Source organism: Burkholderia sp. AU6039, from assembly GCF_002223365.1.
In the GTDB taxonomy this organism is placed as follows: domain Bacteria; phylum Pseudomonadota; class Gammaproteobacteria; order Burkholderiales; family Burkholderiaceae; genus Burkholderia.
This window is the reverse complement of sequence record NZ_NKFK01000004.1, coordinates 1008325-1020932: the sequence shown is the minus strand read 5'-3', so window position 1 is coordinate 1020932 and position 12608 is coordinate 1008325. Positions and strand designations below refer to the sequence as shown.

12 protein-coding genes are annotated in these 12608 nt (G+C 67.0%); 6 read left to right on the top strand and 6 right to left on the bottom strand.

All coding sequences use genetic code 11. From position 1 onward, the window contains the following. Window positions 1-10: 10 nt before the first annotated feature. From CFB39_RS17500 to CFB39_RS17485, 4 genes are all read right to left on the bottom strand, one after another. Window positions 11-1141: a 2-aminoethylphosphonate--pyruvate transaminase gene (locus CFB39_RS17500; protein WP_089426610.1), complete on the bottom strand. Its 1131-nt coding sequence runs from the start codon at window positions 1139-1141 to the stop codon at window positions 11-13. A gap of 48 nt (window positions 1142-1189) precedes the next feature. Beyond that, the gene (locus tag CFB39_RS17495; protein ID WP_089426609.1) at window positions 1190-2917 is read right to left on the bottom strand and encodes a putative 2-aminoethylphosphonate ABC transporter permease subunit; all 1728 of its coding nucleotides are present in this window, start codon (window positions 2915-2917) and stop codon (window positions 1190-1192) included. Further along, window positions 2914-4005 carry a putative 2-aminoethylphosphonate ABC transporter ATP-binding protein gene (locus CFB39_RS17490; protein WP_089473757.1) on the bottom strand — a complete coding sequence of 364 codons (1092 nt, stop codon included), beginning with the start codon at window positions 4003-4005 and terminating at the stop codon, window positions 2914-2916. The genes CFB39_RS17495 and CFB39_RS17490 overlap by 4 nt, the downstream gene beginning before the upstream one ends. 97 nt (window positions 4006-4102) lie before the next feature. After that, on the bottom strand, window positions 4103-5158 hold the full coding sequence (locus tag CFB39_RS17485) for a putative 2-aminoethylphosphonate ABC transporter substrate-binding protein (protein ID WP_089426608.1): 1056 nt from the start codon (window positions 5156-5158) through the stop codon (window positions 4103-4105). A gap of 208 nt (window positions 5159-5366) precedes the next feature. Here CFB39_RS17485 and phnA point away from each other — a divergent pair, with 208 nt between their 5' ends. Continuing rightward, entirely contained in the window at window positions 5367-6605 is a 1239-nt protein-coding gene (phnA, locus tag CFB39_RS17480) for a phosphonoacetate hydrolase (protein ID WP_047852694.1), read from the top strand. Window positions 6606-6634: 29 nt separating this feature from the next. Further along, entirely contained in the window at window positions 6635-8089 is a 1455-nt protein-coding gene (gene phnY / locus CFB39_RS17475; protein WP_089473756.1) for a phosphonoacetaldehyde dehydrogenase, read from the top strand. An 89-nt stretch (window positions 8090-8178) separates the two neighbouring features. Here the strand turns inward: phnY and CFB39_RS17470 are convergent, their stop codons facing one another. Next, window positions 8179-8454, bottom strand: coding sequence for a hypothetical protein (locus CFB39_RS17470; protein WP_089426606.1), 276 nt, complete (start codon window positions 8452-8454; stop codon window positions 8179-8181). A gap of 324 nt (window positions 8455-8778) precedes the next feature. Here CFB39_RS17470 and CFB39_RS17465 point away from each other — a divergent pair, with 324 nt between their 5' ends. The 3 genes from CFB39_RS17465 to CFB39_RS17455 are packed head-to-tail and all read left to right on the top strand — an operon-like array spanning window position 8779 to window position 11012. Beyond that, on the top strand, window positions 8779-9561 hold the full coding sequence (locus CFB39_RS17465) for an amino acid ABC transporter substrate-binding protein (RefSeq protein ID WP_089473808.1): 783 nt from the start codon (window positions 8779-8781) through the stop codon (window positions 9559-9561). A gap of 15 nt (window positions 9562-9576) precedes the next feature. Next, complete coding sequence (locus CFB39_RS17460) at window positions 9577-10257, top strand: amino acid ABC transporter permease (RefSeq protein ID WP_089426605.1); 681 nt, start codon at window positions 9577-9579, stop codon at window positions 10255-10257. Next, window positions 10254-11012 (top strand): amino acid ABC transporter ATP-binding protein, encoded by a 759-nt coding sequence (locus CFB39_RS17455; protein WP_089473755.1) that lies wholly within the window; start codon window positions 10254-10256, stop codon window positions 11010-11012. The genes CFB39_RS17460 and CFB39_RS17455 overlap by 4 nt, the downstream gene beginning before the upstream one ends. 46 nt (window positions 11013-11058) lie before the next feature. Here CFB39_RS17455 and CFB39_RS17450 read toward each other — a convergent pair whose 3' ends face one another. Further along, window positions 11059-11874, bottom strand: coding sequence for an alpha/beta fold hydrolase (locus CFB39_RS17450; RefSeq protein WP_089473754.1), 816 nt, complete (start codon window positions 11872-11874; stop codon window positions 11059-11061). An 81-nt stretch (window positions 11875-11955) separates the two neighbouring features. On the opposite strand from CFB39_RS17450, the gene CFB39_RS17445 reads away from it, so the two are divergent. After that, entirely contained in the window at window positions 11956-12570 is a 615-nt protein-coding gene (locus CFB39_RS17445) for a CGNR zinc finger domain-containing protein (protein ID WP_089473753.1), read from the top strand. Window positions 12571-12608 lie beyond the last annotated feature (38 nt).

The following is a 12608-nucleotide window of genomic DNA, read 5'->3' as shown; positions in this document are numbered from 1 at the left end:
TCACGTCACGTCACGCTGCTGCTTCGGCCGACACGCGACGCACGCCCATCGCGCGCAGCGTGTCGGCGATCGCGGCGACCGCGCCCGGGATGCCGGCTTCGCCGAAGTGGCCGATGCAGCCGACCCGGAACGTCTCCACTTCGGTCAGCTTGCCCGGATACAGGATGTAGCCGCGCTGCTTGACCTCCTGATAGAACCGCTTGAAGTCGTAGTTCGGATCGTCCGGTGCATGGAACGTGACGATGATCGGCGCCTGGATCGCCGGATCGAGGAACGGCCGGAAGCCGAGCGCGAGCATCCCGTCGATCAGCGCGCGATAGTTGCGCTGGTAGCGGCCGCCGCGTGCCGCGAGCCCGCCTTCGTCGACGTATTGCGCGACGGCGGCGTCGAGTGCCGCGACCACGTGCGTCGGCGGCGTGAAGCGCCACTGCGTCGTGCGCTGCATGTAGACCCACTGGTCGTACAGGTCCATCGCGAGCGAGTGGCTGTTGCCTTCGCAGCGTTCGAGCGCGCTGCGCTTCGCGATCACGAAGCCGAGCCCCGGCACGCCTTCGAGGCATTTGCCGGATGCGGCGATCACCGCGTCGAACGGTGTCGTGCGCGCATCGATGTCGATCGCGCCGAACGAGCTCATCGCATCGACGATCAGCGCGCGGCCGTGCTTCGCGACGACCTGCGCGATGTCGTGCAGCGGGTTCAGCACGCCGGCGCCGGTTTCGCAATGCACGAGCGCGACGTGCGTAATGGTCGGATCGGCGGCGAGCGCGCGCTCGACGTCGGCCGGATCGACGCGGCGATCCTCGCTGTAGTCGATCGTCGTCAGCTGGCGGCCGAGCACGCGGCAGATCTTCGCGATGCGCTGGCAGTACGCGCCGTTGTTCGGCACGAGCACGTGGCCGTCGCGCGGCACGAGCGTGCCGAGGGCCGCTTCGACCGAGAACGTGCCGCTGCCTTGCAGCGGCACGCATTCGTGCGTGCCTTCGCCGTGCACGATCTGCAGCAGGCGTTCGCGCAAGCGCGCGGTGATCGCGTTGAAGTCGCTGTCCCACGATCCCCAGTCGCGCAGCATCGCGTCGCGCGTGGTGTCGGAGGTCGTCAGGGGGCCAGGGGTGAGCAGGATGGGCTGGGCGGCGAGCGTCATGGTGTCTCCTTGATGAAGTCGGGACGTCACGTGAATACGGTCAAAGAATCAACGGCGATGCGGATTGCGCCAGGCCTGCGTACGGCGCAGCAGTCGATGCGAGATGCACGCGAACAGCACGCACGCGAACGACGAGGTCGCGAGCACGAGCGTGGCCATCGCGGCGGCCGGGCCCATCTGGCCCGCGTCGTCGAGGTTCAGGATCGCGACCGAGGCGGGCTGCGTGTCGGGCGAGTAGAGGAAGGCCACGGCCGAGACCGTCGTCATCCCGTTGACGAACAGGTAGCGCGCGATCAGCAGGATCGCCGGCAGGCATACCGGCACGGTCACGCGCAGGAAGGTCTTGTAGAACGGCACCTTCAGCGACGCGGACACGGCCTCGAATTCGCTGTCGATCTGCCGGAGCGCGGTGACGGCCGTCAGGTGGCTCGATGCGTAGTAGTGCACCACCGTGACGATCGCGAGCAGCCACAGCGACCCGTACAGCCCGTTCAGCGGATTGCCGGGCGCGTTGAACAGGAAGATGTAGCTGATGCCGAGCACGAGCCCCGGCACGCCCATCGGCAGGATCGCGCACAGCGCGATGAAGCCGCGCAGCCAGCGCGCGCCGCGGGTCTTCTCGATCAGGTAGGCGCCGCCGAACACGACGATCGTGCCGCCGAGCGCCACCGTCGCGGCCATCCGCAGGCTGTTCTTGTACGCGTCGAAGATGCCGGCGCCGATCAGGCCCATCTCGTAGTGCTGCAGCCCGACGCGCATCTGGTACGGCCAGAACTTCACGAACGACGCGAACACCGAGATGCCGACCACCGCGATGAAGAACGCGCACACGATGCCGCAGTACGCGAGCATCGCGGCGTCGAAGCCGCGCGACGGCTTCGGCTGGTACGGCGTCGAGCGCGCGCCGAGCTGCGACTGCTGGCGGCGGCGGATGAAGAAGTCGACGCCGAACGCGACGAGGGCGGGGCACAACAGCATCAGGCTCACGACCGCGCTGCGGTTGAAATCCTGCAGGCCGATGATCAGCTTGTAGATGTCGGTCGACAGTACGTTGTACGAACCGCCGATCACCACCGGCACGCCGAAGTCGTTGATGCACATCGTGAACGCCACCATCGTCGCGCTGATCAAGCCGTACTTCGCGCCCGGCAGCGTGATCGTGAAGAACTTGCGGATGCGACTCGTGCCCATCGCGTCGGCGGCCTCGTAGAGCCGGCCGTCGGCCAGCGACAGCGCGGTGACGAGGATCATCAGCACGTGCGGGAACGACGCATACACCATGCTCAGCACGATGCCCGGCAGCCCGTAGATCGAATGGCCGTGCAGCAGCGGCTTGAGCAGCCCCGCGTTGCCGAACCAGTAGATGAACGACACCGCGGACAACAGCGTCGGCGCGAGCAGCGGCAACAGCGCGATCGTGCGCGCGGCGTTCTTCAGCGGCATGCACGAGCGGGTCAGCGCATACGCGAACGTGAACGCCATCGGCACGACGATCGACGTGACGAGCGCGCCGACCGTCAGCGAATGCAGCATCGAGCGCAGCACGCCGCTGTCCTCGAGATACTCGACGAAGTTGTGCGCGCCGACGAAGCGCCCGTCCGCATCGACGAAGCATTTCTGCACGACGAGCGCGAGCGGCAGCAGCAGGAACATCGACATCAGCGCGGCCATCGCGACGAGCGCGAGCTGCGCGATGCGGTCGTGCCAGTGCGTGATCTGCCGCACGTCGGCGGGGGCAGAGGCGCCGCGGCGGCGCTCGGTCAGGACGGTGCTCATTGCAGTCGCTCCTTCGCGCTCGGGAACACGCGGACATGCTCGCGATCGAGCGCGAGGTCGATGCGCGCGCCGGCCTGCACGCCGGTGCGGTCGACGTCGTGATACGACAGGTCGGCGACGATCTCCTGGCCGTCGAGCCCGTCGATCCGGAAGCTCACGCGGCAGAACGCGCCGAGGAATTCGAGCTTCTCGACGCGGCCGGCCAGCACGTTGTCGGCCGTCTCGCCCGGCACGCGGATGCGCAGGTCTTCCGGCCGCACGTACACGGACACGGCTGCGCCCTGCGCAGGGCGAGCCGCACCGTGGCGGCAGTCGAAGCCGACCGCACCCGCGCGCAGCGTGCCGTCCTGCGCGACTTCGGCGGGAATCGTGTTGACGCGGCCGATGAAGTCCGCGACGAACGGCGACGCGGGCTGCCGGTAGATTTCGAGCGGCGTGCCGATCTGCTCGATCACGCCGTGGTTCATCACGACGATGCGGTCGGCCATCGACAGCGCTTCTTCCTGGTCGTGCGTGACCATGATCGTCGTCACGCCGAGCCGCTGCTGCAGCGCGCGGATCTCCTGGCGCAGCCGCACGCGCACCCGCGCGTCGAGTGCCGACAGCGGCTCGTCGAGCAGCAGCAGGCCGGGGGAGGTCGCGAGCGCGCGTGCCAGTGCGATGCGCTGCTGCTGGCCGCCGGACAGCTGGCCCGGATGCTTGCGATGGCTGTCGGGCAGTCCGACCAGCGCGAGCAGCGTGTGCACGCGCTCGTGGATCGCGTCGCGCTTCATCTTGCGGTTCACGAGCCCGTACGCGACGTTGTCGTACACGGTGAGGTTGGGGAACAGCGCGTACGACTGGAACACGATCCCGTAGTCGCGCAGTTGCGGCGGCAGCCGCGAGATGTCGCGGCCGTCCTGCATGATGTGGCCGGCATTCTGCGTCTCGAGCCCGGCGATGATCCGCAGCAGCGTGGTCTTGCCGCAGCCGGACGGCCCCAGGAAGCAGATCATTTCGCCCTTCATCACGCTCAGGTTGATGTCGGTCAGGACCTGCGTGTCGTTGTACCGCTTCTCGATGCGTTCTACGCTCAGATAAGGTGCCATGCGCGCCTCCATGCTGGGGCGGCCCGGGGGCCGGATTCGACGACGGAAAGGGTGGCGCGGGGCGGCGCGCGGCGCGGCCCCGCGGCGGGTCGCGGGATTACTGCTGCGCTTTCGCGCCGTAGCGCTTCTGCCACGTATCGAGAATCGACTGGCGGTTCTTCGCCGACCACACGAAGTCGTTCTTCACGAGCAGGTCCGAGTAGTTGTCGGGGATGCCGGCCAGCTTGCGCGCGACGCCCGGGTACGCGACGATCGCCCACCAGCGCGCGGTGATCTGGTTCGCCTCCTTGCTCGCCATGAAGTCGGCGAGCTTCTTAGCGGCGTCGGGCTGCTTCGTCGTCTTCATGATCGCGGTGCCTTCCATGTCCCAGCCGAGCCCTTCCTTCGGGAACACGAGATCGATCGGCGCGCCCTGCGACTGCAGTTCGTGGCCGCGGAACTCGAACGAGATGCCGATCGGGAATTCGCCAGTGCCGGCGAGCGTGCACGGCTTCGAGCCCGAGTGCACGTATTGCGCGACGTTCTTGTCGAGCGCGTCCATGAATTTCCAGCCTTTGTCGTCGCCGAAGGTCTGCAGCCACGCGGTCACGTCGAGGTAGCCGGTGCCGGACGAAACCGGGCTCGGCATCACGATCGCGCCTTTATAGACGGGCTTCGTCAGGTCTTCCCACGACGTGGGCTTCGGGATGCCCTTCGCCTGCGCGGCGACGCGGTTGTAGCAGATCGTCGCGCCCCACACGTCCATGCCGACCCAGTGCGGCGGCGTGTTGGCGTCGCTGTACTTGCGCGTGAGCTGGTCGAAGCCCTTCGGCGCATACGGCATCAGCATCCCCTGCAGGTCCAGCAGCGTCAGGCTCGACGCGGCGAGGCCGAGCACGACGTCCGCGCGCGGGTTGTTCTTCTCCGCGAGGAGCTTCGCGGTGACCGAGCCGGTCGAGTCGCGCACCCAGCGGATCTCGATATCGGGGTTCGCTTTCTCGAACGCGTCCTTGTAGGGCTTCATCGCTTCGTCTTCCAGCGCGGTATAGACGAGCAGCGACGTCTTCGCGTGCGCCGCCTGCACCGCGCCGAGCGCGACCGCCGCGGCCAGCGCGAAACGGGCCGCGCCCGCCGCCCATGCGTTCAAACGCTTGTTTACCGGCACTTCGTTCATCTTCAGACCCCTTGACTGTGGCGCCGCGGCACGCGGCGGATGAGTGGAGACCAGCCCTCTTGCTGCACCGTTGTTTTGCTTTCTGTTCTCTGCATGTTGTTGACAATCTACAAATCATCAATTTTAATGTCAAGCATGGAAAACACCTCCCTTCGGCGCGGCGCGGGCGCCGACGGCTCACCCCTTCGACCTGAAAGGAATGAACGTCATGAATGAAACGCCTGTATCCGTGGAAGTGAACGGCCGCCGCTACAACTGGATGAGCCGGCCCGTGGTGGTCGTGTGCGTCGATGGCTGCGCATACGAATATCTGGAAGAAGCGGCCGAGGCCGGCGTCGCGCCGTTCCTGCGCACGCTGCTGAAGCCGGGCACGGCGCTCAAGGGCGAGTGCGTGGTGCCGAGCTTCACGAACCCGAACAACCTGTCGATCGTGACAGGCGTGCCGCCGGCGGTGCATGGGATAAGCGGCAACTACTTCTACGATCGCGACACCGGCGCCGAAGTGCTGATGAACGATCCGAAGTACCTGGTCGCACCGACCGTGCTCGCGACCTTCGCGGAGCAGGGTGCGAAAGTCGCGGTCGTCACCGCGAAGGACAAGCTGCGCCGCCTGCTCGGCAAGGGGCTGAAGGGCATCTGCTTCTCGTCGGAAAAGGCCGATGAGGCGAGCATCGAGGAAAACGGCATCGACAACGTGCTCGAGCTGGTCGGCAAGCCGGTGCCGAGCGTGTACAGCGCGGATCTCTCGGAATTCGTGTTCGCGGCCGGCGTGCGCCTGCTCGAGACGCGCCCGATCGACCTGATGTACCTGTCGACCACCGACTACGTGCAGCACAAGTGCGCGCCCGGCACGGAAGGCGCGAACGCGTTCTACGCAATGATGGACACCTACCTGCAGCGTCTCGACGCGCTCGGCGCGATCGTCGCGATCACGGCCGACCACGGAATGAATGCGAAGCACGACGACGAAACCGGCGAGCCGAACGTGATCTACCTGCAGGAGCTGTTCGACGAGTGGCTCGGCGAGGATGCGGCGCGCGTGATCCTGCCGATCACCGATCCGTACGTCGTGCACCACGGCGCGCTCGGCTCGTTCGCGACCGTCTACGTGCCGGCAACGGCCGACGCCGAAGCGCTGCGCGCACGGCTCGCCGCGGTCGACGGCATCGAGGTCGTGCTCACGGGCGCCGAGGGTTGCGCGCGCTTCGAGCTGCCGCCGGCGCGGATGGGCGACCTGATCGTGATCTCGAAGCAGGACGTCGTGCTCGGCACGCGCCGCATCAAGCACGACCTGTCGGGTCTCGACGTGCCGCTGCGCTCGCACGGCGGGATCTCGGAGCAGATCGTGCCGCTGATCTTCAGCAAGCCGGTCGCCGGCGACGTCTCGGGCCGCGCGCGGCTGCGCAACTTCGACATCATCGACATCGCGCTCAACCATCTGCAGTGATGCGCACGCATCCGTAAGGGGACACACTCATGAACGCCATTGCAGCATCGACGGACGTCCGCGAGATTCGTCGCGAAGCACTGCGAATCGATGGGGAACGGATTCATCGGGACGCGGTAATCGAAGTGCGCAACCCGTACGACGGCGCGCTGGTCGGCACCGTGCCGAAGGCGACGCTGGACGACGTGCGGCGCGCGTTTGCCGCCGCACGCGCCTACCGGCCGACGCTGACGCGCCACGATCGGGCAGCGATCCTGCGCCGCGCGGCCGACATCGTGCGCTCGCGCACTGCCGAGATCGCGTCGCTGATCACGGCCGAGGCCGGCTTGTGCATCAAGGATTCGACGTACGAAGCCGGCCGCGTGGCCGACGTGCTGACGTTCGGTGCCGGTGAAGTGCTGAAGGACGACGGGCAGATCTTCTCGTGCGACCTGACACCGCACGGCAAGAAGCGCCGCGTGTACACGCAGCGCGATCCGCTGCTCGGTGTGATTTCCGCGATCACGCCGTTCAATCACCCAATGAACCAGGTCGCGCACAAGATCGTGCCGTCGGTGGCCACCAACAACCGGATCGTGGTGAAGCCGTCGGAGAAGGTGCCGCTGTCGTGTTACCTGTTCGCGGACATCCTGTACGAAGCGGGCCTGCCGCCGCAGATGCTGCAAGTGCTCACCGGCGACCCGAAGGAGATTGCCGACGAGCTGATCACGAACCCGGCGATCGATCTCATCACGTTCACGGGCGGCGTATCGATCGGCAAGTCGATTGCGTCGCGGATGGGCTACCGGCGCGCGGTGCTCGAACTCGGCGGCAATGATCCGATCATCGTGATGGAAGACGCCGATCTCGACGAAGCGAGCACGCTCGCGGTGTCGGGCTCGTACAAGAACTCGGGGCAGCGCTGCACGGCGATCAAGCGGATGCTCGTGCACGAGTCGGTGGCCGATCGCTTCACGGAACTGGTGGTCGAGAAAACGAAGGCGTGGTCGTACGGCAACCCGGCCGATCCGTCGGTGGACATGGGCACGGTGATCGACGAAGCGGCCGCGAAGTTCTGCGAGCAGCAGGTGAATGACGCGATCGCACGCGGTGCGCGGCTGCTGGTCGGCAACGTCCGCAACGGTGCGCTGTATTCGCCGACGGTGATTGATCGCGTGACGCCCGACATGCCGCTCGTGAAGTACGAAACCTTCGGCCCCGTGTCGCCGATCATGCGTTTCCGCGACATCGACGAAGCGATCCGGATGTCGAACAGCACTGACTATGCGCTGTCGTCGTCGGTCTGCACGAACCGCTTCGACCACATCACGCGCTTCATCACCGAGCTGGAAGTCGGCAGCGTGAACGTGCGCGAGGTGCCGGGCTACCGGCTCGAGCTGACGCCGTTCGGCGGCGTGAAGGATTCGGGGCTCGGGTACAAGGAAGGCGTGCAGGAAGCAATGAAGAGCTTCACGAATACGAAGACGTATTCGCTGCCGTGGTAAGCGACGTGTGATGTGCGCGCGCCGGCTCGAAGGCCGGCGCGCGGAGATTCTCCGGGCGGGATGCGCCCGCGATGGCTGCCAGGCGACGGTCAATCGTCGTCGTCGTGGTGGTGATGTCGCCAGCCGCGATGCCAGCCGTTGTCGTGACGGTAGCGGCGATAGCGATATTCGCCGTAGTACGGGCCGTAATAGGCGGGTGCCGGCTCGTACACGACGGGCGGCGGCGTGTAGTAGACAGGCGGCGGCGCCTCGATCACCGGCCCCGGCACGCCCAAGTACACGCCGACGTCGGCGTGCGCGAATGCGCCTGCCGACAGGCAGGCGGCCGCGAGGCCGACGGCACTGGAGAACAGGATGCGTTTCATTTGCCGTTCACTCCGTTCGCGGGGCAAGGCCCGCGAGCAACAGGTTGACCTGCCTTCATGGTACGTAGCGCATGCCGAACGGGTGATACCGCAGTGTCGCTTCTGTAACCGCCGGTAACGAATCGTCGGATCATTGCCGCGCTGCATCGCGACGGATTTCATCTGAGGGATGAGGGGGCTGGCCGGCGCGTTATTCGTCGCGCTCATATCGATAGCCGATTTGCGTTTTTGCCGGGCCTCGACGCGTCGGTAGAATTCGCGGACCTCTCGAACGGCATATATGTGCCGCGGGACCATTCCCTCCAATCATTCGGGGTCCGCACCATGAAATTCCTTCGCTCCATCCTGGTCGTCGCCATGCTGCAGGCCGTTTCGGTCACGAGCGCGCTGGCTGCCGACGACCTGTCGCAGATCAAGTCGTCCGGCGTGTTCCGGGTCGGTACCGAAGGCACGTACGCGCCGTTCACGTACCACGACGAAACCGGCAAGCTGACGGGCTTCGACGTCGACATCGCGACCGCGATCGCGCAGCGCCTCGGCGTGAAGCCGCAGTTCGTCGAAGGCAAGTGGGACGGGCTGATCGCGGGCCTCGACGTGAACCGCTACGACGCGGTCGTCAACGAAGTGTCGATCACCGACGCGCGCAAGGCGAAATACGATTTCTCGACGCCGTACATCACGTCGCGCGCGGTGCTGATCGTGCGTGCGGACAACACGACGATCCGCTCGTTCGACGACCTCAAGGGCAAGAAATCCGCGAATACGCTGACCAGCAACTTCGGCAAGCTCGCGGCCGCGCACGGCGCGGACGTCGTGCCCGTGCAGGGCTTCAACGAATCGATCGACCTGCTGAGCTCGGGGCGCGTCGACGCGACGATCAACGATTCGCTGTCGTACCTCGATTTCCGCAAGCACAAGCCGGACGCGAAGCTGAAGATCGCGGCGACCGACACGGGCGGCGCGAGCGACGCATCGGGCGTGCTGCTGCGCAAGGGCAGCCCCGCGCTGGTGGCCGCGATCGACAAGGCGCTCGCGGACATCAAGTCCGACGGCACCTACGCGAAGATCTCGCAGAAGTATTTCGGCCGCGACGTGTCGCAGCCGTGACGCGAGGCTGAAACGATGCCGGCCTGGCTTCACCTGATGGCGGAATCGCTGCGGCCCCTGCTCGTCGCGGGGCTCGTGTTCACGGTACCGCTCACGCTCGCGTCGTTCGCGATCGGCCTGTTGCTCGCCTTCGGCGCGGCGCTCACGCGGCTGTTCGGGCCGCGCTGGGCGCAGGCCGCCGTCCGTTTCTACATCTGGCTGTTTCGCGGTTCGCCGCTGCTCGTGCAGCTGTTCGTGATCTTCTACGGTTTGCCGAGCGTCGGCATCGTGCTCGATCCGCTGACGGCCGCGGTGATCGGCTTCTCGCTGAACGTCGGCGCGTACAACGCCGAGGTGATCCGCGGCGTGATCGAATCGATTCCGAAGGGGCAGTGGGAAGCCGCGTACTCGATGGCGATGACGCGCCCGCAGGCGCTGCGTCGCGCGATCCTGCCGCAGGCCGCGCGCGTCGCGCTGCCCGCATTGTCGAATTCGTTCATTTCGCTCGTGAAGGACACGTCGCTCGCGGCCGTGCTGACCGTGCCGGAGATCTTCCAGGCCGCGCAGCGGATCGCGGCCGTCACCTACGAGCCGATGATTCTCTATACGGAAGCCGCGCTGGTCTATCTGCTGCTCAGCTCGGTGCTGTCCACGCTGCAGCGTCGCCTTGAAATCCGCTTCGGCCGTCATGCGCTGTTCCAGGCGGAACTGCGATGATCAGGCTCGAACGCATCGACAAGTCGTTCGGCACGCACCGTGTGCTGCAAGGGATCGACCTCGCGTTGCAACCCGGCAGCGTGACGGCGCTGATCGGGCCGTCCGGCAGCGGCAAGAGCACGCTGCTGCGCTGTGTGAACCTGCTCGAGGTGCCCGAGGCGGGCACGCTGACGGTCGGCGACGCGCGCATCGACTTCTCGCCGGCGCAGCGGCCGGCGCGCGACGCCGTGTTCGCGGTGCGACGCCAGACCGGCATGGTGTTCCAGAACTTCCAGCTGTTTCCGCACTTGAGCGTCGTGCAGAACGTGATGGAAGGGCTCGTCACCGTGCAGCGCTGGCCGCGCGAACGAGCCCGCGAACGCGCGCTCGCGCTGCTCGAGAAGGTCGGCATCGCGGACAAGGCCGACGCGTGGCCCGGCACGCTGTCGGGCGGCCAGCAGCAACGCGTCGCGATCGCGCGTGCGCTCGCGCCGTCGCCGCAGGTGCTGTTGTGCGACGAGCCGACGTCCGCGCTCGATCCGGAGCTGTCCGTCGAAGTGGTCGAGGTGCTGCGCCAGCTCGCACGGGAAGGCACGACGATGCTGATGGCCACCCATGACCTGCGCCTGGCCGCGTCGATTGCACACGACGCGGTGTTTCTCGCGGAAGTCCGCGTTGTCGAAGCCGGTGCGTCGCGCGACCTGTTCGGCGACCCGCGCGATCCGCGCACCGCGAAATTCATCTCGGCGCTCGCGCAGGGCGTGCCGGTGTTCTGACGCGGCACACGTGACAAGCGACATGCGACATGCGCTTCGGCGGGCGTCAACCTTGCCCTGATGCGTCGAGCACCGCCGCGACGATCGCCTCCGGCGCATCTTCCTGCACCAGATGGCCTGCGCCCGGCACCCGAATCAGCTGGCCGTGTGCGATGCGATCGGCCAGCGCCTGCCCCTGTTCGAGCGGAATCCACGCGTCGTCCTCGCCCCACACGATGCGCACCGGAAAGTCCGGCGGCGCGTAACGCGCCTCGGCTTCCTCGATGTAGCGCTGGCGCATCTGCGCGATCTGGCGATAGAACGCGGCCTGCCCGTCGGGCGTGAGCCACGGCGCGCGGTAGATCGACAGCGCCTCGTCGCTCAGCGGCCGCGCGACCGCCTTGCCGAGATACGCCGACACGAGCGCGTGATGCGCATACGCGGGCAATCCGGTGAAGGCGGCTTCGTGCTGCGCGACATGACGCACGAACGGCGAACCCTGCGGCGCGATCGCGACCGGATTCACGAGCGTGAGATCCGCATAGGCGACGCCGTCGAGAAAGTGCGCGCGCAGCACGGTTGCGCCGCCGTAGTCGTGCGCGAGTACGCGGGGGCGTGAGATGTTCCACTCATCGAGCAGCGCGCCGAACAGCCTGTTCTGGCGGCCGAGCGACACGTCCGCGTCCGGCATGTCGGACTGACCGTAACCGAGCAGGTCGTAGAAGAACACGCGATGACGCCGCGCGAGCCACGGCGCGATCCGGCGCCACACCTGCGACGAAAACGGCGTGCCGTGGACGAGCACGAGCGGCGGGCCTTCGCCGATCGTTCCCCAGGCAATCCGGTGGCCTTCGAAAATGAAGCGGTTGGCGAGTTCGAGCATCGGCCTCTCCGTGCTAACCTGTTTTGGTTGTTAACAGGTTACTCCCGATTGCCCGGGTGTGAAACCGATAGGTGAAAATAAATGGTTACTCGACATGAGTCCGCGCGGGCCGCGCACGCATGGGGTTCAGCCGATTTCGTCGGCGGCCATCCGGCGCTCGACTTCCTCAACACGGTGGCCGATACGGGCAAGACGCGCGACGCGGACAAGCTCGTCGACTGGCCGGCCGTGCATGCGTGGGCGGAACGATCGGGGCTGCTGGCGCCGGCCGATCTGGCGCGGCTGCTGCGTCATGCGCGGCAGGACGACGCGGACGCGCTGGCGGCGCTGCATCGCTTTCGCGAGGATGCCTACACGGCAATCTTGCACCTGACGGCCGGAGGCGGCGGCACGACCGGCGCGCGCGCGGCGGACTGGCTCGCCGTCGCGATTCGCGAGGCGATCGGGCGCAGCGCGTTCGATGCGGTCGACGGCCGGTTCGCATGGCGGCCCGACGCGCGTGCCGCGTCGCGCTGGGTCGACGCGGCCGCGCTCGGCTTCGAGCAACTGCTGCGCAGCGACGATTTCGCGCGGGTGAGGCAGTGCGGCCGGTGCACGTGGTTCTTCGTCGATCGCGGTCGCGGCGTCGGGCGCCGCTGGTGCGACATGCGCACGTGCGGGAACCGCGCGAAGGTGGAGGCGTTCAGGGAGCGGTGACGCGCGCGCCGTACCGGTTGTCGTGGCAGGCGATGCGC

Bases quoted from the DNA above. Each gene is read 5' to 3' on its own strand.
- CFB39_RS17500 (WP_089426610.1), bottom strand. From the start codon at position 1,141: ATGACGCTCGCCGCCCAGCCCATCCTGCTCACCCCTGGCCCCCTGACG.
- CFB39_RS17495 (WP_089426609.1), bottom strand. From the start codon at position 2,917: ATGAGCACCGTCCTGACCGAGCGCCGCCGCGGCGCCTCTGCCCCCGCC.
- CFB39_RS17490 (WP_089473757.1), bottom strand. From the start codon at position 4,005: ATGGCACCTTATCTGAGCGTAGAACGCATCGAGAAGCGGTACAACGAC.
- CFB39_RS17485 (WP_089426608.1), bottom strand. From the start codon at position 5,158: ATGAACGAAGTGCCGGTAAACAAGCGTTTGAACGCATGGGCGGCGGGC.
- phnA (WP_047852694.1), top strand. From the start codon at position 5,367: ATGAATGAAACGCCTGTATCCGTGGAAGTGAACGGCCGCCGCTACAAC.
- phnY (WP_089473756.1), top strand. From the start codon at position 6,635: ATGAACGCCATTGCAGCATCGACGGACGTCCGCGAGATTCGTCGCGAA.
- CFB39_RS17470 (WP_089426606.1), bottom strand. From the start codon at position 8,454: ATGAAACGCATCCTGTTCTCCAGTGCCGTCGGCCTCGCGGCCGCCTGC.
- CFB39_RS17465 (WP_089473808.1), top strand. From the start codon at position 8,779: ATGAAATTCCTTCGCTCCATCCTGGTCGTCGCCATGCTGCAGGCCGTT.
- CFB39_RS17460 (WP_089426605.1), top strand. From the start codon at position 9,577: ATGCCGGCCTGGCTTCACCTGATGGCGGAATCGCTGCGGCCCCTGCTC.
- CFB39_RS17455 (WP_089473755.1), top strand. From the start codon at position 10,254: ATGATCAGGCTCGAACGCATCGACAAGTCGTTCGGCACGCACCGTGTG.
- CFB39_RS17450 (WP_089473754.1), bottom strand. From the start codon at position 11,874: ATGCTCGAACTCGCCAACCGCTTCATTTTCGAAGGCCACCGGATTGCC.
- CFB39_RS17445 (WP_089473753.1), top strand. From the start codon at position 11,956: ATGGTTACTCGACATGAGTCCGCGCGGGCCGCGCACGCATGGGGTTCA.